Origin of the sequence: Enterocloster alcoholdehydrogenati, assembly GCF_013282095.1 — a bacterium.
GTDB classification, from domain to species: domain Bacteria; phylum Bacillota; class Clostridia; order Lachnospirales; family Lachnospiraceae; genus Enterocloster; species Enterocloster alcoholdehydrogenati.
This window is the reverse complement of the sequence record NZ_BLTJ01000001.1, coordinates 342,838-364,025: the sequence shown is the minus strand read 5'-3', so window position 1 is coordinate 364,025 and position 21,188 is coordinate 342,838. Positions and strand designations below refer to the sequence as shown.

The 21,188-nt window shown below is 51.3% G+C and carries 21 protein-coding genes; 20 read left to right on the top strand and 1 reads right to left on the bottom strand.

Annotation, left to right across the window (positions count from 1 at the left end; all coding sequences use genetic code 11):
- The first annotated feature begins 146 nt into the window (after positions 1-146).
- The 4 genes from HW447_RS01770 to HW447_RS01755 all read left to right on the top strand — a co-directional run bounded on the left by HW447_RS01770 (position 147) and on the right by HW447_RS01755 (position 5,155).
- Positions 147-914 carry an ATP-binding cassette domain-containing protein gene (locus HW447_RS01770; RefSeq protein WP_176253593.1) on the top strand — a complete coding sequence of 256 codons (768 nt, stop codon included), beginning with the start codon at positions 147-149 and terminating at the stop codon, positions 912-914.
- A gap of 142 nt (positions 915-1,056) precedes the next feature.
- On the top strand, positions 1,057-1,785 hold the full coding sequence (locus HW447_RS01765; RefSeq protein ID WP_176253592.1) for a YebC/PmpR family DNA-binding transcriptional regulator: 729 nt from the start codon (positions 1,057-1,059) through the stop codon (positions 1,783-1,785).
- A gap of 266 nt (positions 1,786-2,051) precedes the next feature.
- A complete protein-coding gene (locus tag HW447_RS01760; protein WP_176253591.1) occupies positions 2,052-4,217 on the top strand; it encodes a PTS transporter subunit IIABC in 2,166 nt (721 codons plus the stop codon).
- 110 nt (positions 4,218-4,327) lie between these two features.
- Positions 4,328-5,155, top strand: coding sequence for a PRD domain-containing protein (locus tag HW447_RS01755; RefSeq protein ID WP_176253590.1), 828 nt, complete (start codon positions 4,328-4,330; stop codon positions 5,153-5,155).
- A gap of 63 nt (positions 5,156-5,218) precedes the next feature.
- Here the strand turns inward: HW447_RS01755 and HW447_RS01750 are convergent, their stop codons facing one another.
- Positions 5,219-6,169 carry a DUF4397 domain-containing protein gene (locus HW447_RS01750; protein WP_176253589.1) on the bottom strand — a complete coding sequence of 317 codons (951 nt, stop codon included), beginning with the start codon at positions 6,167-6,169 and terminating at the stop codon, positions 5,219-5,221.
- A gap of 159 nt (positions 6,170-6,328) precedes the next feature.
- Here HW447_RS01750 and HW447_RS01745 point away from each other — a divergent pair, with 159 nt between their 5' ends.
- From HW447_RS01745 to fliE, 16 genes are all read left to right on the top strand, one after another.
- Positions 6,329-6,604 carry a YabP/YqfC family sporulation protein gene (locus tag HW447_RS01745; protein WP_176253588.1) on the top strand — a complete coding sequence of 92 codons (276 nt, stop codon included), beginning with the start codon at positions 6,329-6,331 and terminating at the stop codon, positions 6,602-6,604.
- 17 nt (positions 6,605-6,621) lie between these two features.
- A complete protein-coding gene (locus HW447_RS01740; RefSeq protein ID WP_176253587.1) occupies positions 6,622-7,845 on the top strand; it encodes a sporulation protein YqfD in 1,224 nt (407 codons plus the stop codon).
- 8 nt (positions 7,846-7,853) lie between these two features.
- On the top strand, positions 7,854-8,849 hold the full coding sequence (locus HW447_RS01735) for a PhoH family protein (protein ID WP_176253586.1): 996 nt from the start codon (positions 7,854-7,856) through the stop codon (positions 8,847-8,849).
- A 5-nt stretch (positions 8,850-8,854) separates the two neighbouring features.
- On the top strand, positions 8,855-9,352 hold the full coding sequence (ybeY, locus tag HW447_RS01730) for an rRNA maturation RNase YbeY (protein WP_176253585.1): 498 nt from the start codon (positions 8,855-8,857) through the stop codon (positions 9,350-9,352).
- Complete coding sequence (locus HW447_RS01725; protein ID WP_176253584.1) at positions 9,349-10,500, top strand: DUF3048 domain-containing protein; 1,152 nt, start codon at positions 9,349-9,351, stop codon at positions 10,498-10,500. Before ybeY ends, HW447_RS01725 begins: the two co-directional genes overlap by 4 nt.
- Before the next feature lie 57 nt (positions 10,501-10,557).
- On the top strand, positions 10,558-12,267 hold the full coding sequence (locus tag HW447_RS01720) for a putative polysaccharide biosynthesis protein (RefSeq protein WP_243176172.1): 1,710 nt from the start codon (positions 10,558-10,560) through the stop codon (positions 12,265-12,267).
- A 78-nt stretch (positions 12,268-12,345) separates the two neighbouring features.
- The gene (locus HW447_RS01715) at positions 12,346-12,750 is read left to right on the top strand and encodes a hypothetical protein (protein WP_176253583.1); all 405 of its coding nucleotides are present in this window, start codon (positions 12,346-12,348) and stop codon (positions 12,748-12,750) included.
- A gap of 90 nt (positions 12,751-12,840) precedes the next feature.
- Entirely contained in the window at positions 12,841-14,103 is a 1,263-nt protein-coding gene (locus tag HW447_RS01710) for a BaiN/RdsA family NAD(P)/FAD-dependent oxidoreductase (RefSeq protein ID WP_176253582.1), read from the top strand.
- Positions 14,100-15,719, top strand: coding sequence for an NAD(P)/FAD-dependent oxidoreductase (locus HW447_RS01705; RefSeq protein WP_176253581.1), 1,620 nt, complete (start codon positions 14,100-14,102; stop codon positions 15,717-15,719). Before HW447_RS01710 ends, HW447_RS01705 begins: the two co-directional genes overlap by 4 nt.
- A gap of 151 nt (positions 15,720-15,870) precedes the next feature.
- Positions 15,871-16,734 (top strand): glutamate 5-kinase, encoded by an 864-nt coding sequence (gene proB / locus HW447_RS01700; protein ID WP_176253580.1) that lies wholly within the window; start codon positions 15,871-15,873, stop codon positions 16,732-16,734.
- A 19-nt stretch (positions 16,735-16,753) separates the two neighbouring features.
- Entirely contained in the window at positions 16,754-16,975 is a 222-nt protein-coding gene (locus HW447_RS01695) for a DUF896 domain-containing protein (protein WP_176253579.1), read from the top strand.
- A 61-nt stretch (positions 16,976-17,036) separates the two neighbouring features.
- Positions 17,037-18,281 (top strand): glutamate-5-semialdehyde dehydrogenase, encoded by a 1,245-nt coding sequence (locus HW447_RS01690; RefSeq protein ID WP_176253578.1) that lies wholly within the window; start codon positions 17,037-17,039, stop codon positions 18,279-18,281.
- A gap of 105 nt (positions 18,282-18,386) precedes the next feature.
- On the top strand, positions 18,387-18,968 hold the full coding sequence (gene lepB, locus HW447_RS01685; RefSeq protein WP_176253577.1) for a signal peptidase I: 582 nt from the start codon (positions 18,387-18,389) through the stop codon (positions 18,966-18,968).
- A 132-nt stretch (positions 18,969-19,100) separates the two neighbouring features.
- Positions 19,101-20,126 carry a tyrosine-type recombinase/integrase gene (locus HW447_RS01680; RefSeq protein ID WP_243176171.1) on the top strand — a complete coding sequence of 342 codons (1,026 nt, stop codon included), beginning with the start codon at positions 19,101-19,103 and terminating at the stop codon, positions 20,124-20,126.
- A 233-nt stretch (positions 20,127-20,359) separates the two neighbouring features.
- The gene (flgB, locus tag HW447_RS01675; RefSeq protein ID WP_176253576.1) at positions 20,360-20,749 is read left to right on the top strand and encodes a flagellar basal body rod protein FlgB; all 390 of its coding nucleotides are present in this window, start codon (positions 20,360-20,362) and stop codon (positions 20,747-20,749) included.
- Between the two features lie 98 nt (positions 20,750-20,847).
- The gene (fliE, locus tag HW447_RS01670; RefSeq protein WP_176253741.1) at positions 20,848-21,132 is read left to right on the top strand and encodes a flagellar hook-basal body complex protein FliE; all 285 of its coding nucleotides are present in this window, start codon (positions 20,848-20,850) and stop codon (positions 21,130-21,132) included.
- Positions 21,133-21,188: the final 56 nt, after the last annotated feature.

The window sequence follows — 21,188 nt, the reverse complement described above, 5'->3', positions numbered from 1 at the left end:
AATCGGGAAGTCCGTGGGAGAACCTGGAACGGCCGTGTTCTGGGTTCTGGTTTTTATGGCTGTTTTGCTGGCTGTTTTTGTGCCGAAATATGGCTATGACCGGTTCCTTCTCAGGGCCAAATACAGGACGCAGGGAAATTATATCCTTGCTTTTGGGAAATACCTATCATCAGGAGCTGTGGAACCGGCAGATGCAGGACATGACAGAACAGGCCTCGGACGCCGGGGTAAAGAAGCTGCGGGTATTCTGCATGGCATCCGGTCTTGCCATGATGGTGAGTTCTGCTCCGGTATTCGGCCTGTTAATCTGGCTTCTTTTGTCCTGTAGCGGCGGGGAAATGGCGGCCCTGGTGCTGACCATACCCAGGCAGATCAATACACTGCAGTATCTTAATTCCCTTATCAGCTGCGCCATGAACTGGAACGGTATTCGGGCCAGGATCCATGGAATTGACCAGGCGGTTCTTGCCCCAGGAAAGCTGCCCTTTTGTCTGGAATACATTCGTTTTTCTGAGATTGTTCTGTATGAGGGCAGGAGAGAAAAACGGTTTAACTCTCTGAAAGAGGCATTTCAATGGGAAAAATGGGAGGTTCCTGGAAGGATTACCGTCCGGGGTGCGAACGGAGCCGGAAAATCTACCCTTCTGATGGGGCTGAAGGCCCATTTCGGGAACAGAGCCTGCTATTTTTCTCCTTATGCAGAGGAGTTCTTTAAGGATTCTCTGAAGGAAAGCTGCTCCACAGGCCAGGAGGCGCTGTCTCACCTGAGGGAGACCTTTGCATATGCCCCGGTGAAGCTGTTTCTTCTGGATGAATGGGATGCCAATCTGGATCAGAAAAACATGGAAAATATGGATCGTTTTCTGGAGGAGAAGGCAAAAAGCTGCTGTATTGTAGAGGTGCGCCACCGGTAAAGGAGGATATTTTGCTTGCAAGATGAAAAAAATCGTGATAGGATAGAAAAGATGCAGCGGTAAAGCATTTACCGCATGGCGCCTCTTAGAATAAGGGCGTCACAGTACCGAAAAAGAAGATAAAAGAAAGGGTGTTTTACCAATGTCAGGACATTCAAAATTTGCCAACATTAAGCATAAAAAGGAGCGCAATGACGCTGCGAAGGGAAAGATCTTTACAGTTATCGGCCGTGAGATTGCAGTTGCTGTAAAGGAGGGCGGTCCTGATCCTGCCAACAACAGCAAGCTTCGGGACGTGATTGCGAAGGCAAAGGCCAACAATATGCCTAACGATACCATTGACCGCGGTATCAAGAAGGCGGCCGGAGACGCCAACTCCGTAAATTACGAAACCCTGACCTATGAAGGCTACGGCCCCAGCGGCGTTGCCATTATCGTAGATACACTGACTGATAATAAGAACCGTACGGCAGCCAATGTAAGAAGCGCTTTTACAAAGGGCGGCGGCAACGTAGGAACCCCCGGCAGCGTATCCTATATGTTTGATAAGAAGGGGCAGATCATAATTGATAAGGAAGAGTGTGGGATGGATCCTGACGAGCTGATGATGATCGCTCTGGATGCAGGCGCTGAGGATTTCTCTGAGGAGGAGGACAGCTATGAGGTGATCACTGCTCCTGATGATTTCAGCGCAGTCCGCGAAGCCCTTGAGGCCCAGAACATCCCAATGATGGAGGCCGACGTAACCATGATCCCTCAGACCTGGGTAGAACTTACTGCTGAGGATGATATCAAGAAACTGAATCGTATCCTGGATCTGCTTGATGAGGATGACGACGTGCAGGCGGTGTACCACAACTGGGATGAATGATTAAGCAGCTGCGCCTCATTATGCGTATAGTGAAACTGAAAAAACGTATGCAAAAGGCTTGACAGGTTCACGAATATCTTTTATACTGGATTTAATTTCAAATATAAATAACGTGTGTTACTGGTCATGCAGGCATTAGCAAAATATGAACATTGGAGACGATGTTTCTTTTTGCTGATGCCTTTTTTGTTTTCGGGGAAAGATATAACGAAGGTGTTTCTTTATCTGCAGATAATGTGCATGAACCAGGAAGAGAAAGGAGAGTTATGAAAGACAAGATTTTCAGTGTACTTCAGCGGGTGGGACGAAGCTTTATGCTTCCTATTGCCATCCTGCCGGTAGCGGGGCTTTTGCTTGGCATCGGAAGTTCCTTTACCAATGCTACCACCATCGCTACCTATGACCTGCAGGGCATCCTGGGAGACGGAACGCTGCTTCACTCCCTGTTAGTGGTACTCAGCAAGGCGGGAAACGTGATCTTTGACAACCTGCCGATTATATTTGCGGTAGGCGTTGCCATAGGAATGGCAAAAGCGGAAAAGGAGGTTGCGGCCCTGTCTGCCATGATCGCCTTTTTTGTAATGCACGCTTCCATCAATGCGGTGCTTACCAATGGAGGTATGATCCTGGCGGACGGCTCCATCAGCCCAGATGTGCTGGAGGGAAGCATTGCCAGCGTCTGCGGAATCCAGACCCTGCAGATGGGCGTCTTCGGCGGCATTATCGTAGGACTGGGGGTCGCGGCTCTGCATAACCGGTATCATAAGATCGTACTGCCGAATGCGCTGTCATTTTTTGGCGGCTCACGGTTTGTGCCCATTATCTCTACCATTGTCTATGTGTTTGTGGGGATCCTGATGTACTTTATCTGGCCTGCGGTTCAGAATGGCATCTTTGCGCTGGGCGGACTGGTGACGGGAACCGGTTATCTGGGAACTCTGATTTTCGGTATTGTAAAGCGGGCACTGATTCCTTTCGGGCTTCATCATGTATTCTACCTTCCCTTCTGGCAGACGGGAGTGGGCGGCACGATGATGGTAGACGGAAATCTGATCCAGGGCGGACAGAATATCTTCTTTGCACAGCTGGCTTCTCCGGATGTGGTTCATTTCAGCGCGGATGCCACCCGATATTTCTCCGGGGAATTTATCTTCATGATCTTCGGTCTTCCGGGAGCGGCGCTGGCGATGTACCGCTGTGCAAAACCGGAAAAGAAGAAGGCGGCGGGAGGCCTGCTTTTGTCAGCGGCCTTAACCTGTATGCTGACAGGTATAACAGAGCCGATTGAATTTTCCTTCCTGTTTGTGGCACCTATGCTGTTTGCGGTTCAGGTGATTCTGGCCGGAGCGGCTTATATGATCGCCCATATGTTAAATATTGCCGTAGGCCTGACCTTTTCCGGCGGTCTTTTGGATCTGTTCATCTTTGGAATCCTTCAGGGAAATGCAAAGACCAGCTGGATGCGGCTGATTCCGGTGGGAATCGTGTATTTCTTCCTGTATTATTTCATTTTCAGTTTTCTGATCCGCAGGTTTGATTTAAAAACACCGGGACGGGAGGATGACGATGAGGAAACAAGGCTGTATACAAAGGCGGATGTAACTGCAAAGCGTTCCGGCGGCCAGGATGAGAATACAAAAGGACATAAGGCGGGCCAGGATGAGCAAAGCGCCGCTATTGCAAGGGGCCTTGGAGGAAAGAAAAACATTACTTCTGTGGACTGCTGCGCGACCCGCTTAAGATGCTCGGTTGACCAGGCGGAGCTGGTGGATGAAAAGCTGTTAAAGGCCACCGGGGCCGTAGGCGTGATCAAAAAGGGGCAGGGCGTCCAGGTGATCTACGGGCCAAACGTTACGGTGATTAAGGCAAACCTGGAGGCGTATCTGGAACAGGATCAGGAGACAGAAGAAACCGAAACCATGGAACCGGCGGCAGAAGTTTCTAAGGAGCCTGGAAAAGAGCGTTCAGGACAGAAGCGCCATATTCTCTGCTCTCCCTTTAACGGCCGCGCAGCCTCCATCACAGAAGCGCCGGATGAGGCTTTTTCCAGCAAGATGATGGGAGACGGCTATGTGGTATTCCCGGAGGATGGAGAGGCAGTGGCTCCTGAGGACGGAGAGGTCATGTTTGTATTCCCGTCAAAACACGCTTTGGGTCTTAAGACAGATGATGGAACGGAATTTCTGCTGCATATCGGCGTGGATACGGTAAAGCTGGATGGACAAGGCTTTGAAGTATTTGTTAAGGACGGCCAGAGAGTGAGAAAGGGAGACCGGCTGATGAAGTTTGATCTGCAGTATATCAGGGATCATGCGGCATCGGATGCCTGCATGGCCGTGTTTACGGGATTAAAGGAAGGCCAGGAGGTCCATATGGAACAGACGGGCCAGGTGAAGGCTCTGGATGAAATTGGCTGGTACGAAGAGCAGTAGCGGCCTGAGAGACAGATGAGAATCGAATAAAATCCCTTCACAGGTAGAAGTTTTTCTGCTTATCGTGTATAATGGTAAAAACGAAATTCTGACACCTGCGGGGGGATTTTATGTATCGGATTATAAAAGTGATAGGAAATAACTGTGTCCTGGTCTATGGGGAGGAAAATGGGCGGGAACTGATCCTGATGGGAAAGGGCGTGGGATTTGGAAGACGGCCGGGCGAACGGGTCAGGGAGTGGAAACAGCCGGATTTAAAGGAATATGCCATGATTGCCAGGGAGACATCCGCTTTACAGCAGGTCAACAGTATGGAGCCGGTATTTATTGAAGCTGCTGCCGGGATCATTGACCAGGCGGAAAAGATGCTGGGAAAGCTGGATCACGGGATTTTGCTTCCCATGGCCGATCATATTGCGCTGGCAGTCCGCAGAGCCAGGGAAAACAGAGAATTTCCCAATCCCTTCCACCAGGATATTAAGGCTTTGTTTGAGAAGGAATACCTGGCTGCAAAGGAAGGGGCCGGGCTGCTGGAGCGGATGACCAAAATCCGGCTGTCCGAGGATGAAATTGGCTACATTACCCTTCATATTCATTCCGGAATGTCGGATGAGAATGTGGCGGATGCCATGAATCTGGCCCGACTGGTACAGGATGCGGTCCATATGATCGAGGAGAGAATGGAAAAAATGCTGGAAAAAGAGTCTCTGGGGTATAACCGGCTTTTAAGTCATATCCGGTATATGCTGGCCCGAACGAGAAAGGGCGAGCGGGTAAATCTGGACATGGATGATTACGCCAGATCTCATTTCCCAAAGACCTATGCCATAGCGGAACAAATCTGCGGATTTCTGGAACAGGAATTAAATCAGCCGATTGCCAGAGAAGAGGTGGGGTTTCTGGCGATCCATATTCAGAGAGTGGGACAGAGTGAGTAAAAATGCCTTCCCTTCTGCACAAAACGTGTGCGGGAGGGAAGGTGTTTTTATGAGGGACGCAGGCTAATTAGAGACGATCATAGCCCGCAGTCCTTCTGTGGCCGTAGGCGCGTTAAACAGGTAGAGGGTATAGGAAACATTGGGATCCAGCGTGGCAGAGGCGGCGGCCACAGCGTTTCCGCTCATGGAGCCGGTGCGGGAGACATAGATCTGATACCAGTTGGGATAAAGGGTGGCATAGGAGGTCACATTTTTATACCCCACATTGGTAAACGGCGTGTAGGATCCGCTGCTGTTTTCCAGTGTTACGTCAAAGGGGCCAAGGTTTAAGGACAGGTTGCAGGTTCTTAAGCAGGCGGAGCCGGAGGGGGCGCTGCAGGAGACGTCAGAGATCTCCATCAGATCCAGGCCGGAAGGGGTGTTGATGATGGCTACCGTGGAGGAAGCACCCGGCCGGATGGTGATGGATTTCTGAATATAGATATAGCCATTGGCACCGGATACGGTCATGGTCCGGGAGCCGGCAGCAGCCTGGATATAGCTGGTGATGTCTCCATTCCCAAGCTGGCTGGCGATCATCCAGCCGCCCAGGGCCACGTTAAAAGGCTGATAGCCTGTGGAGGCGTTGAGCACGCGCACCCGGCCGTAATTGCCTGTCATGGTGCAGTTGTAACAGGGGAAGCTGATTCCCGGAACCACGGTGATCGCAGAGCCGAAGGACGGGAAAATGGGTCTGAATACAGGCGGATGGTAGTTGGGACGGAAATTTCCTCCCCCGTTTCCATCCCAGTTTGGCCCGCTCCAGCCGGGGCCTTCGTAGACCGGGCCGCCTTCACCGGGATTGGGAAGGGGGATTACCGGCTCCCCTGCGGCATTGTTCTCGTCAGATGAGCCGTCATAGACCGGGCCGCCTTCGCCTGCATTGGGCAGAGGGGCAACAGGCACATTTTCCTGACCGGTCTCGGCTGCGCTTACCAAAGTGTCAGGGTACGGATAAAAAGGATCCTTATTCATGGGTACCTCTCGGATGATATTTCATTACAGTGTATGCAAAAGGGATAGGAGGTGTGTCAGAAGGCCTTTTAAAATGCATCCCCTCTGACAGAGGCATTTTCGGGAAAAAACCGTCATATAATGATAACGTTCGATGAAAAGCCGGGGGAGGCGGGGCGGATGAAGGAGGAGAAAAAGCGGATGGCGGTGGAGGCCATGGGCCTTCCAAAGGATGTGCTTTTAGGGGACGTTCTGGTTCGTTTTACAGGCTTTCATGAGGTGTGCATTGAAAATTACAGGAGCATCCTTATGTATACAGATACTCTGGTGCGGATCCAGGCAAAAACCTGCCGGCTGGCGCTTCATGGCCAGAATCTGGGAATCCGGTACTACAATCAGGACTCCATGGGGATCTGCGGCCACATCCATTCCCTGGAATTTGAACCGGTTCCATAAAAAAGGAGGGAGAGCCGTTGCTTGAATGGCTGTTTCGCAGCATCAATGGGTATGTCCGAATCTGCTTAAGAGGCGGCTCGCCGGAGCGCTTTTTAAACCTGTGCAATGCCAGGGGCCTTACGATCTGGGGAATCCTCTGCGGTAAAAATGGGGAATATGCGGCATTTATGCCCTTAAAGGATGTGCGCCGGGTAAAGCCTCTGGTCAAAAAATCCGGCGTTCATTTTCGGATCACGGGACGGTTCGGCCTGCCTTTTTTTATTTACAGAAACAAAAAACGCTGGTACTGGGCCGCCGGCCTTGGAGCCTTTTTTCTTCTGCTCTATACGATGACGCTCTTTATCTGGGATATTGAGTTTGAGGGGAATTACCGGTACACGGATGACAATCTGAGGGTTTCGCTGGAAAAACAGGAAATCCGCTGCGGTATTTTGAAGGGAAAGATAGACTGCGGGGAATTGGAAGCCTTTCTTCGGACGGACCTTCCTGAGGTGACCTGGGTGTCTGTCAGCATCACCGGCACCCGGCTCTTTGTAAGGATCCGGGAAAATGAGGTTCTTTCCCATGTGCCCCAGACCGACCAGAGCCCCTGTGATCTGGTGGCCGCAAAAAGCGGCACCATCCGTTCCATGGTGGTTCGGGAGGGGGTGCCTCAGGTGGAAGTGGGAGATACGGTGGAGGCGGGCCAGCTTCTGGTCAGCGGGCGGATCCCGGTCATAGGGGATGACGGGGCGGAAATTACGTCCCATCTGGTTCGTGCGGATGCGGATATAGAGGCAGAGACAACAGAAGAATATGAAAAGAAGCTGCCCCTTGTGAGAACGGTGCGTACGCCTGCCGGACAGAAACGAAGGGGCCTGTATCTGAAGGCCGGCCCCTTGTCATTTACATTTTTAATGCCGGCGTCCGGGGAAAAAGAAGAGTGGGATTATCAGATGGAAGAGCGGCAGGCAAAATTATTTTCCAATTATTACCTGCCTCTTTATCTGGGGATCATAGAGGGAAAACGGATGGTTTCTTATGAAAGGGCGTATACCCAACAGGAGCTTTCAGACCTGGCAGAGGAGGCCAGAAAGGAGAATAGGGAAAAATTAGAGGAAAAAGGGGTACAAATTCTTGAAAATAATGATAAAATAGAAAAGAGTGTGTCCGGCTACCAGATCAAAGGACAGATGGTCGTGGTGGAATCAATCGTGAAACGCCAGCCAGTGACGGAGACACCGAATGAACCAGAGGAGTGAGAGATTCAATGAGTGTGATTGAAACCATGATCGATATTCCCGCAGAGCATGAAAAAAACGTCTGCGGGCAGTTCGACGCTTACTTAAAGAAAATAGAACGCACCCTTCATGTGACCATGATCGCAAGGGACGGCGAGATCAAGATCATCGGCCCGGAAAAGGCGGTTTCCCAGGCAAAAAGTGTGTTTAATAACTTAATCCAGCTTTCCATGCGCGGCAACAGCATTACAGAGCAGAATGTAGACTATGCCCTGTCTTTGTCCTTTACCGAGGAGGACGGACAGATCCTGGAGATCGACAGGGATATTATCTGCCGTACCGTTACGGGAAAGCCGGTAAAGCCCAAGACCCTGGGGCAGAAAAACTACGTAGATGCCATCCGCAAAAAAATGATCGTCTTTGGCATCGGCCCTGCCGGAACGGGAAAAACCTATCTGGCTATGGCTATGGCTATCCAGGCATTTAAAAACGGAGAGGTAGGACGGATTATCCTGACCCGTCCGGCCATCGAGGCGGGGGAGAAGCTGGGCTTTCTGCCGGGAGATCTTCAAAGCAAGATCGACCCCTATCTGCGCCCGCTCTATGATGCCCTGTACCAGATTATGGGGGCGGAGAGCTACCTGCACAATTCCGAAAAGGGACTTATTGAGGTGGCGCCTCTGGCCTATATGAGAGGCCGCACCCTGGATAATGCCTATATCATCCTGGATGAGGCCCAGAATACCACCCCGGCCCAGATGAAGATGTTTTTGACCCGAATCGGTTTTGGCTCCAAAGTCATTATCACAGGTGACCAGACCCAGAAGGATCTGCCCTCAGGAGCAGTGTCCGGTCTGGATACAGCCCTAAAGGTTTTAAAACGCATTGATGATATCGGCTTTTGCTATCTGACCAGCTCTGACGTGGTGCGCCATCCGCTGGTTCAGAAGATCGTACAGGCCTATGACGATTACGAGAAGAAAACAGAGCCGAAAAAACGGCCCCAGAGAGATAAAGGAAGGTAAATGCTATGACCATTTCCATTGAATATGAGGCAGAAAAAAAACTGGATCTCCCCTATGAGACTATTATCCGGGATGTGGTGGAGGCGTCTCTTGACTATGAAAAATGCCCCTACGAGGCAGAGGTAAATGTGATCCTTACGGATAATGAAGCCATACGGGAGATCAACCGGGAACAGCGTCAGATCGATTCCGCCACGGATGTGCTCTCATTCCCTATGGTGGACTATGAAACCCCTTCTGATTTTGACCATGTGGAGGAGGCGGTGGAGGATTATTTTAATCCTGAGACCGGGGAGCTGATGCTGGGAGACATTGTGATCTCGGTGGAAAAGGTAGAGGAGCAGGCAGAAAAATACGGCCATTCACAGACACGGGAGCTGGCGTTTTTAGTGGCTCACAGTATGCTTCATCTGTGCGGTTATGACCATATGGAGGAAGAAGAGCGCCTTGAGATGGAGGAGCGCCAGCGGGCGATCCTGGATACACGGGGGTATACCAGATGATCAGGAGAAAAAGGGGACGTCTGTGGAAAAGGACGGCCCCTCTCCTTGTTCTATGCCTTCTGGGACTGACCGGCTGCGCCAGGCCGGCCGCCGGAAACATTGCGGATACAAGCCCTGCTGTGCCCGGACAGACGTCGTCGGCCTTGGTGCAGATCACGATTTATTCCGATGAGGAGGAGCCGCAGTATGATACAGAATATTATCTCCCAGAGGAACGAAAAGAGGAAAATGGACAGATCCGCAGCTACCTTACCGGGCAGATGGTGGACGCCCTTAAGGGGAACCGCCGTCCCGTGGCTGTGATGATGAGCAATGATAAGGCGGCTCTTCCTCAGTACGGCATTAACCGGGCTGGCGTAGTGTATGAAGCGCCTGTAGAGGGCGACATGAACCGGTATATGGCCATTTTAGAGGATTATGACGATCTGGACCGCATTGGTTCCGTCCGCAGCTGCCGCACCTGCTATGTGTATTTTGCAAGAGAGTTTGACGCTGTCTATGCTCACTACGGGCAGAGCGATTTTGCAAAGCCGTACTTAAAGCATATCGACAATATCAACGGACTGGAGGCCATCGGAACAACGGCATACTACCGTTCAAAGGACAGAAAAGCGCCTCACAATGCCTATACAGGAGGAGACCGGCTGAAACTGGCGATTCGGACGCTGGGATATTCAGATGCGTATGACAGCGGATATAAAGGCCACTATCTCTTTGCCAGGGATGGCTGTGTCCTTACTCTGGATGACAGGCCGGGGGTGATCCAGGCGGTGCGCGCAGAGCCGGGATATACAGGCAATCAGGCTTATTTTCTCTATGATGCTGCCGACGGCCTTTACCATCGCTACCAGTATGGTGCGGTTCATCAGGGAAGCGAGGGGCCGGTGACGGTGAAAAATGTAATTTTTCAGTATTGCCAGAGCGGTTTTTACGCTTCCACACAGTACCGCAACATTAACGTACAGACCCCGGAATGCGGATATTATATGACAGAGGGAAAAGCGATCCCCGTGACCTGGGAAAAGGACGGGGAGTTCGGCGTGACCCATTATTACGACGCAGACCACAGAGAGATCGTGCTGAACCAGGGAAAAACCTGGGTGTGCATTATACCTACGGGGGATTTTAAAAAGACAGCGCTGCAGTAAGCAGTAGGTCTTTAATACAGGCCGGCGACGGCCAAAGGAACGGAGCAGAAAAGACAGATGAAAACAAACAGTGAAAAAAAGGCGAAAAGGGCGGCCGATTTTGTGATCCAGGGCAGCATCCTGGCTATGGCGGGGATCCTGGTACGGATTATTGGGATGCTTTACCGTATGCCTTTAAACGATATTATCGGAAAGCAGGGAAATGGGTACTATACATCTGCGTATAATGTATACAACATCCTGCTCATCCTTTCTTCCTACAGTATGCCGGTGGCCATCTCAAAGATGATTTCATCCCGGCTGGCCAGGGGAGAATACGAGAACTGCCGCAGGATTTTAAAGGCAGGCCTGATCTATGCCACCATTGCGGGAGGTATTGCGGGCTGTGCACTCTGGTTTGGGGCTGATCTTTTTGCTGACCTGATGAAAACTCCCTTTTCCAGCTATGCGCTGAAAACACTGGCGCCGACTATCTGGATCATGGCGTATCTGGGCGTTTTGAGGGGGTATTTTCAGGGAACAGGAACCATGGTGCCTACCGCCCTGTCTCAGATTATGGAACAGGTGGTTAATGCCATTGTAAGCGTAGTTGCCGCAGGAATCCTCTTTAATGTCGGACTGGGGATGAATGGGGCAGAGGGGGCGCAGAATTACTCCTATGCCTTAGGCGCGGCAGGCGGCACCATCGGTACGGGAGCCGGAGCCGTGACGGCATTTATCTTTTTTATGATCCTGACAGCCGCAAAGGGCCGGGAGGCGCTGGGAGAGGGCAAAGGGCAGGCAAAAGGCGCTGAATATGTGCGGACGGGAGAGAGCCGGGAAAGCTATGGCCGCCTGATGTACGTTCTGACCATTACCGTCCTCCCCATTATCGTCAGCAGCGCCGTCTACAACTGCTCGAATGTGGTAGATAATTTCCTCTTCGGCCAGGGAATGGACCGTCTGGGCTATACAGGAGAAGAGATCGCAGTTTTCTGGGGGGCGCTGGGGCAGTATCAGCTACTCTTTAATATCCCGGTGGCAGTGTCAAACGCCCTTTCCTCCTCGCTGATCCCGTCCCTGTCAAGAGCGGTGTCAAAAAAGGATCCTGAGGAGACGAAAAAAAGGATCCGCGCAGCCGTCCGTTTTTCCATGCTGATCTCCATCCCGGCGGCAGTTGGCATCGCAGTGCTGGCTTCTCCGGTGTGCGATCTTTTGTTTGCGGGAGAGGATAACAGCCTTTTAATCCGCCTGACCATGTCGGGGGCTTTGGCGGTGGTATTTTTCTCACTGTCCACCGTGACCAATGCAGTGCTTCAGGGCCTGAACCGGCTTGATGTTCCGGTGCGCCACGCGTTTATATCCCTGGCAGTTCATATCGTGCTGGTGGAGGTATTTCTTCTGGTATTCCGCATGGGGATTTTCAGCGTGGTATATGCCAATATCCTCTTTGCCTTTATGATGTGCCTGCTAAATGGCCGTACCATTGCAAGATGTGCGGATTACCGTCAGGAGTATAAAAAGACCATGGTTCTTCCCACTGTCTGCGCCCTGATCATGGGCGTTGCGGCCTGGGGCGTGTATCGGGGGATTATTTTTGTGTTCCCGGCTCTTTTGCATCACGGCCGAATTGGAATGGCTTTTGTGGTACTTCCGTCGGTGGCTGCAGCCATTGCGGTGTATGGCGTGCTTCTGATCCGGCTTAAGGCAGTGGATGAGGAGGAATTAAAGGAGATGCCTATGGGCACCAGACTGGTGGGCCTGTGTAAAAAGGCGAAACTCCTGTAGTGTGAGACGTTTCAGGCAAAAGACCGTGTTTAAAAGTCAGCCAAAGCGCAGATACTAACCTTATCAGGAGGTTAGATCATGAAACGAATGTTTATTTACGCGCTGCTGTTTTTAGGCACGGCGATCCTCTGCCTGCTGGCTGTTTACGGGATCACCCGGTATCAGCTCCGCCAGGAGGAGCCGATTCCCAACACCATACTGGAGAGTGAGACGGTGCCGGATATGGAAGGCAGAGAGGCTTTAAACCAGGACGGGGTGCATCCGGCAGCCCAGACCGTGGCCAGAGTGCCGGAGGAAGAGTATTTTCTGGTGTCAGAGGCGGGATTTTTGCTGGTATTTTGCAGTGATAAGAGTACGATCTGTCTGTATACCCATATCCCGGTGACGGATTTTCCGGAGCAGGAGAGAGTCAGGTTAATGGAAGGAATATGGTTTCCGACCATGATGGACGTATATCATTATCTGGAATCCTATACAAGTTAAGGACAGGCTTTGCCTGGATCTGTTATCCCCGCGGGCGCGGGAGGCAGTTATTTCGACCATAGAAGAAACAGGAGTGAACATAAATATACCATGGACAGGAAGAATATCGGTATTATAGGAGGGGGAGCCTCCGGTTTGATGGCAGCCATTACAGCGGCAGAGGCCGGAGCCAGCGTGACCCTTATAGAACATATGGACCGGGTGGGAAAGAAAATCCTTTCTACCGGGAACGGCAGGTGCAACCTGACTAATTACAGGATGGAGCCTGACTGCTACCGCTGCAGCCAGCCCGATTTTCCCATGCGGGTCATAGGGGGCTTTGATGTAGAAGCCACACTGGATTTCTTTAAGGCTCTTGGCGTCGTTCCCAAGGATCGGGGCGGCTATGTGTATCCCAATTCCGACCAGGCGGCTTCCGTGCTGGATGTGCTGCGGTTTCGGGTAGAGCAGCTGGGGGTTAAGGTGCTTTTAGCCTGCCATGTATCAAATATCCGGCCGAAGGCAAAGGGCGGCTTTCTCATTGTGACTGATCAGGGAAAGCACCATATGGATGCTGTGATTCTGGCGGCGGGAGGCAAGGCGGCCCCTGCTTTGGGTTCTGACGGCAGCGGATACGATCTGGCAGGCGGCCTGGGACATAGGGTGATCAAGCCTCTTCCCGCTCTGGTTCAGCTGCGGTGCCAGGGAAATCTTTATAAGCAGCTTGCGGGCATCCGTACCGACGCTGGGATCCGTCTGATGGTAGACGGAGTCTGCGCGGCACAGGAGCGAGGGGAACTGCAGCTGACAGACTACGGCCTGTCAGGGATTCCCGTTTTTCAGGTGAGCCGGTATGCGGCCAGGGCACTGGATCAGGGGAAGAACGTCAGAGCATATATTGATTTTATGCCTTCCTGGGAGGAAAAAGAAAGCTTCAGGCTCTTAAAAAGGCGGGCAAAGATGCTGGGAGAAAAGCCGGTGGGAGAACTGTTTACCGGGATGCTCAACCGCAAGCTGGCCCAGGTGCTTTTAAAGCGTTCTGGTGCGGAACCTTCCATGGTATGCCGCAGTCTGGGAAACCGGCAGCTGGAGCGCATCATGGGACAGCTTAAAGGCTACGAGGCCATCATTATGTCGGTCAATCCCTTTGCCAATGCCCAGGTCTGCTGCGGCGGCGTGGATACCAGGGAAGTAGATCCGGCTACCATGGAATCAAAAAAATGGCCGGGGCTTTATCTGGCCGGAGAGCTTCTGGATGTGGACGGAATCTGCGGGGGGTATAATCTCCAGTTTGCCTGGTCCAGCGGCCGGATCGCCGGCTGGTGCGCCGCAGGAATGGGAAATGCAGCCCAAAAAGAGGGAGGATACATATGATACGGATCAATCAGCTGAAGCTGCCCCTTGGATATGAAAGCGGGCAGCTGTTGGAAAAGACGGCAAAAAACCTGGGAGTGTCTCAGGAGGAGATCCGTCAGGTAACGATCGTAAAAGAATCCATTGATGCCAGAAAAAAGCCGGAGATCTTTTACAGCTATATTGTGGACGCAGCCTTAAAGGAGGGCGGGCGCAGAAGAGAAGAAAAGCTTTTAAAAAGGAAAAAGGACAGAAATCTTTCCATCAGCGAGGATAAGCCGTATCGCCTGCCGGACTGCGGCATAAAATCCCTGTCGGCGCCTCCGGTTGTCATTGGAACCGGACCGGCCGGTTTGTTCTGCGGCCTTATGCTGGCAAGAAAGGGCTACTGCCCGATTCTTCTGGAGCGGGGAGAGGATGTGGATGCCAGGACAGAGCGGGTAGCCAGATTCTGGGCGGACGGAAGTCTTGATCCTTCCTCCAACGTCCAGTTTGGCGAGGGAGGCGCAGGAACCTTTTCTGACGGCAAGCTCAACACGCTTGTAAAAGATACCTTTGGAAGAAACAGGGAGGTTTTAAGAATTCTTGCCCAATTTGGAGCCGATCCTTCCATCTGCTATAAAAATAAGCCTCATATTGGAACGGATGTGTTAAGCCGGATCGTAAAGTCCATTCGCAAGGAGATCGAGGCGTTAGGAGGCCAGGTCCGTTTCCTGAGCCAGGTGACGGATTTTGAGATCAGGGAGGGACGCTTAAGGGCTTTGACAGTCAATGGCAGCCAGATCCTTCCGGCAGAGGCGGCGGTTCTGGCCGTGGGGCACAGCGCCAGGGATACTTTTCAGACGCTTTACAGCCGAAAGGTAGCCATGGAGGCCAAAGCATTTGCAGTAGGCCTGCGCATCCAGCATCCCCAGACTATGATTAACACAAGCCAGTATGGAATGGAAGAGTGCCATGAGCTGGGGCCTGCCAGCTATAAGCTCACAAGACAGACTGCGGGAGGAAGAGGCGTATATTCCTTCTGTATGTGTCCCGGAGGTTATGTGGTAAACGCTTCTTCTGAGCCAGGGCGCCTGGCAGTCAATGGAATGAGTTATAATGACAGGGCAGGAGAGAATGCCAACAGTGCGATTATTGTGTCGGTAACTCATGAGGATTTTTCTCATGACGTGGATGAGAAAAATCCTCTTGCTGGAATTGGCTTTCAGAGAGAACTGGAGGAAAAAGCGTATCAGGCTGCACGGGGGAAAATTCCGGTGCAGCTATATGGAGATTTTCTCTCAAACAGGGAATCAGTTGCTTTTGGTCAGGTAAAGCCTGCCTTTCGGGGACAGTATGCCTTTGCCAATCTCCGCCAGGTTCTTCCGGAAACGCTTGCGGTTTCCTTTATAGAAGCCATGGAAGGGTTCGGCGGTGTGATTCCAGGCTTTGACCGGACGGATGCAATTTTGGCGGGGATCGAGAGCCGCACCTCCTCTCCGGTCCGTATTCCCAGAGATGAAGGGCTGGAAAGCTCGGTCCGGGGACTGTTCCCCTGCGGTGAGGGAGCCGGATATGCCGGAGGCATCACCTCTGCGGCCATGGACGGCATCAAGGTGGCGGAAGAATTGATCCGCAGATATGCGCCATTGAGATAAAAACAGACGTTTGTCGTAGCTTGCTGCCGGAAAAAAATTGACGGGTCATAAAATTTGGTGTAAGATAAACCATAGTGCCGGAAAAGAAAACGATGAGAACCGTTTTCTTTTCCGGCGAAAAAACATATATAAAGGAGACGCAGAACAGATCATGGAATCCCAGGAACGTCTGAATCTGAAAGACAAAAAAAGAATCGTCATCAAGATCGGTTCCTCCTCTCTGACTCATGCCGGGACAGGGGAGCTAAACCTTATGAAGATAGAAAAGCTGATCCGCATTTTAAGTGATTTAAGAGGTCAGGGAAAGGACGTGGTGCTTGTATCTTCCGGCGCGATTGCCGCAGGCAGACAGGCTCTGGGGCATCATAAGCGCCCGGATTCCCTGGCTGAGAAGCAGGCGTTTGCGGCAGTGGGACAGGCAAGGCTTATGATGGTGTATCAGAAGCTGTGCGCGGAGTATAATCAGACTGCAGCCCAGGTGCTCCTTACAAAGGACACCATGGTCAATGATGCCTCCCGCTACAATGCCCAGAATACCTTTGAGGAGCTTTTGAATCTGGGGGCCATCCCCATTGTAAATGAAAACGATACGGTTTCTACCTCAGAGATCCCCTATGTAGACAGCTTTGGAGACAATGACCGTCTTTCCGCCATTGTGGCGGCTCTGATCGGGGCGGATCTTCTGATTCTGCTTTCCGATATTGACGGCCTTTACACAGACGATCCCAGACAGAATCCCGGCGCAGAGTTTATCAGCCTGGTTCCTGAGATCACAAAGGAGCTGCTCTCCATGGGGAAAGGCACTTCAGGAAGTGATGTGGGGACCGGCGGTATGTCTGCCAAGCTGGCGGCGGCGCGGATCGCCACAGACAGCGGCGCGGATATGGTCATTGCCAACGGCGATCATGTGGAGGCTGTGCTGGACATTATTGCGGGCGCGAAAATGGGAACGCTGTTTTTAGCCCATCCGAACCTGGATTTCGACCTGATGCATTATCTGAATAACGAATATTAAGCCTGAGGAGGAGCCAAACGTGGATACGCAGAAAATCGACCGGATCAATGAACTGTACCATAAATCCAAGTCTGTAGGACTGACAGAAGAAGAGAAAAAGGAGCAGGCAGCCCTGCGCCAGGAATATCTGGCGGCCATCCGAGGCAGTCTGAGAAATAATCTGAACAATATTTCCATCGTAGAAAAAGACGGATCCATTACAGACCTTGGAAAGAAATACGGCGGTATCAAAGAGGTGTAAGGCCCGGAGCGCGCTTTAGGTGCGTTCCAGGGAAGATGAGGGAAAAGGAGAGCGAAGGATCATGACATTGAATGAAATCGGCAGCCGTGCCAGGGCTGTTTCCAGAGACTTAAACAGTCTGGGATCCAGAGAGAAGAATATGGGTCTTGAGGAGGCGGCCAGAGGCCTGCTTGAGGGCGAGGATGAGATTCTTGCAGCCAATGAAGAGGACTGCAAAAGGGCAGAAGAAAACGGTATGAGCCAGGGACTCCTGGACCGTTTAAAGCTGACGCCTGCAAGAGTCCAGTCCATGGCGGACGGCCTTTTAAAGGTAGCCTCTTTGGAGGATCCGGTTGGAGAGGTCATTTCCATGAAACTGCGCCCCAATGGCCTTAAGATCGGCCAGAAACGGGTGCCTTTGGGTGTGATCGGCATGATCTATGAGGCCCGGCCCAATGTAACTGCTGATGCCTTTGGCCTGTGCTTTAAAACGGGAAACGCTGTGATCTTAAAAGGCGGAAGCGATGCGATGGAGTCTAACAAGGCTATTGTCCGCTGGATCCGCAGGGGACTTATCCGGGCAGGACTGCCGGAGGACGCGGTGCAGCTGATCGAAGATACCAGCAGAGAAACAACAAGGGAACTGATGCGGCTGAATCAGTATGTGGATGTGCTGATTCCCAGAGGAGGAGCGGGACTTATCCGGGCTGTGGTAGAAAACAGTACGGTTCCGATGATCGAGACAGGTACGGGAAACTGCCATATTTTCGTAGATGAATCCGCAGATTTCCACATGGCTCTGGATATCATTTTCAACGCAAAGACGCAGCGCATCGGCGTATGCAATGCCTGTGAATCTCTGGTGGTGCATCGCAGGATTGCCTCGGATTTTCTTCCGCTGTTAAAGAAAAAGCTGGAGGAAAAACAGGTGGAGATACGGGCAGATGAGGCAGCCAGGGCCATTGAGCCGTTCTTTGCTGCGGCAGAGCCGGAGGACTGGGGAAGAGAGTATCTGGATTATATCCTGTCTCTTAAGTTGGTAGACTCTGTGGATGAGGCCATTCAGCACATCAATACATACAACACCGGCCATTCTGAGGCGATTATCACATCCGATTATTTCAACGCGCAGAAGTTTTTGGATGAGGTGGACGCGGCAGCCGTGTATGTGAATGCATCTACCAGGTTTACGGACGGAGAGGAGTTTGGTTTCGGAGCTGAGATCGGCATCAGTACCCAGAAGCTCCATGCCAGAGGGCCTATGGGGTTAAAGGAACTGACTACCACCAAGTATATTATCTATGGCGACGGGCAGATCCGCAGTTAGGACTGACCGTACGGAAAGAACTCTGACCGGGATCCGTAATGCAGAAGGCAGCATAGCTGGAATGTTTTGGGGTTTGCTGAAATTTAGAGAAAAAGAGGAATTGATATGTCAGAAGAGATGCAGGGAAGAAGCCGCAGGAAAAAGGAGGGGGAAGATCAGCCCTTCAGCCTTAAAAAGGAGATCATCAGCTGGCTCCAGATTATTGTTGCAGCGGTCGTTATCGCCCTTGTGCTTAATAATTTTGTGATTGCCAACAGCCGTGTGCCCACTGGATCCATGGAGAACACCATCATGTCCCGCAGCCGTGTGATCGGCTCAAGGCTGGCGTATTTAAAGGATGATCCTCAGAGAGGGGACATTGTGATTTTCCACTATCCGGATGATGAGTCCATCTATTATGTAAAGCGTGTGATCGGGCTTCCGGGAGAAACCGTGATGATTGAGGATGGAAAGGTTTATATCAACGGCTCGGATACGCCGTTGGATGAGCCCTATCTGGCAGAGCCCATGGAAGGTTCTTATGGCCCTTATACGGTGCCGGAAGGCTGTTATTTTATGCTGGGGGACAATCGAAACAATTCCAGAGACGCCAGATTCTGGGAGAATAAATACGTGAAAAAGGATAAGATCATAGCAAAGGTGCTGTTCTGCTATTATCCTATTTCCCGATTTGGAGCTGTGAAATAAATAAACGCAGGCGGGGCCGGACAGAAGGAACCGCCGCAAAAAAAGATCAGGCAGGGAACGCCTGGTCTTTTTTTGCGGGCAAAATTAAAACCGTCTTTACCGTCCCCCTTCATATTGCGTGGCTGTAAAAAAGTGCGTATACTGAAACTGCAGTGGTTCAGCCGCGCAGAAATCATGCAGATACGCTGGAAAGCGTTTATTCTGTCATGGTCAAAAGCGATGGGGAACCCTGCACAAAAGCCGGCTGGAGCCGGCGAATATACAGCAAAGGAGATGACAGAATTGAACAGCATGGATCATAACATAAAGAAGTACGGGGAATACCTTAAAGATCAGGAAAAAAGCGAAAATACGATCCGAAAATACACCCACGACGCAGAAGGCTTTGCAGAATACTGTGATGGAAGGAAGCCGGATCGTGAGATCGTCCTTGCCTACAAAAGACATCTGCTGGAAAAATACAAGATCAGCAGTGTAAATTCTATGCTGATCGCAGTCAATGGGTTTCTTACATTTATCGGCTGCGGAAATATGAAGGTGCATAGCTGCAGGCAGCAGCGGCAGATCTTCCGCTCGGAACAAAAGGAATTGAACCGGGAGGATTATGAGGAGCTGATACGGACAGCAACAAAGAATGGGAAACACCGTCTGGCCTGTATTTTACAGACTATGGGAAGCACGGGAATACGAATCGGCGAGCTGGATCATATAACGGTAGAGGCGGTAGAACGGGGGGCGGCTGTGATCCGTTCCAAAGGAAAGGAACGTGTGATCCCTCTCACAGAGGCTCTTTGCAGCCTGCTTCAGTCATACTGCAGCAGGGAAGGGATCTGTTCCGGGCCGGTTTTTGTGACAAGAGGAGGCCGTCCGGTAGACAGACGCAATGTATGGATGGATATGAAACGTCTGAGCCGGGACGCCAATATATCAGAATCAAAGGTGTTTCCGCATAATCTTCGTCATCTATTTGCCACCAGCTTTTATGAAAAAGAGCATGATCTTGTGCGTCTGGCGGACTTTTTGGGACACAGCAGTGTGGAGACAACCCGGTATTATACAATGATCAGCAGCAGGGAGGCCTGTATGCGTCAGCTGGAACTGGGGATGGTGCTGGAGCAGACCGTATCCGACCATGAATCAGAAAAGACAGATTGTTGATTTTAAAATACAGTTTTTGGAAACCGTATAACCGTGACTTTTAGTATGTAAAAAAACGGGGGGGGGGGGGATATATGGCATAATATACATTATGCCATAAAGCGTTGCAAAAGCGTTACAAATACGCTGCGAATGCGTCACAAGCAATGAGGAACGCGGCTTTAAACGGACGATTCATCTTTTTCTTCCCAAAATTGTAGCTGGAAGATGCAGAAGAAAACAGGAGGATCATTATGAACGGAATATATGGAAATGGAATACAGATGACAGAAAAGGTCTTAGACCTTTTGTGGGGAAGGCAAAATGTCACTTTAAACAACATTGCAAATGTAGACACACCGGGTTTCAAGTCTCAGTATATCACCTTTGAGGAGGAACTGGAGAGGAAAGTGAAAAATGCTTCAGCAGGGAAGAAACCGGGTCTGCATACAGCGGCGGCGGTTTCTTCTGTGCGTCCGGCCTTAAAAACAACCTGGACAGAAGGAACCCGTCTGGATGGCAACAACGTGGATATGGATCAGGAGCAGGTGGATCTGGCACGTACAGCATATGAATATCAGGCCATGGTCGCTTCGGTGAGCAGTGATCTGGCCTGCCTTAGAAGTGCAGCCAAAGCATTTTAAAAAAATGCCCTCTGGTAAAATTGTGGGAGGGCAGTATTACGACCAAGGAAGGAGAACAAAACGTGATAACAGAACAGGCAGCGGCGTTTATCGCCCCGATGAAGGAATGGGCTTCCATTGGAGAAGCAGCCCGGACAGAGCCGGGACGGGAAAAAACAGAAACATCTCTTTTTGCAGATGTGCTTAATAAGACGGTGCAGCAGGTTTATGATACGCAGGCGGAGGTAGAGGAAAAGCAGTATCTTCTGGCAGCCGGAAAGCTGGACGATGCACATAGCCTTCCCATTGCTCAGGCAAAAGCATCCATCAGCCTGGATGTGCTGATCTCACTGCGCAATAAGGCTCTGGAATCTTACAATGAACTGCTCAAAATGAATGTCTGATCGGATCAGGAAGCCATATAAGCTACACAAAACGAAACGCAAAGGATGAACATTAC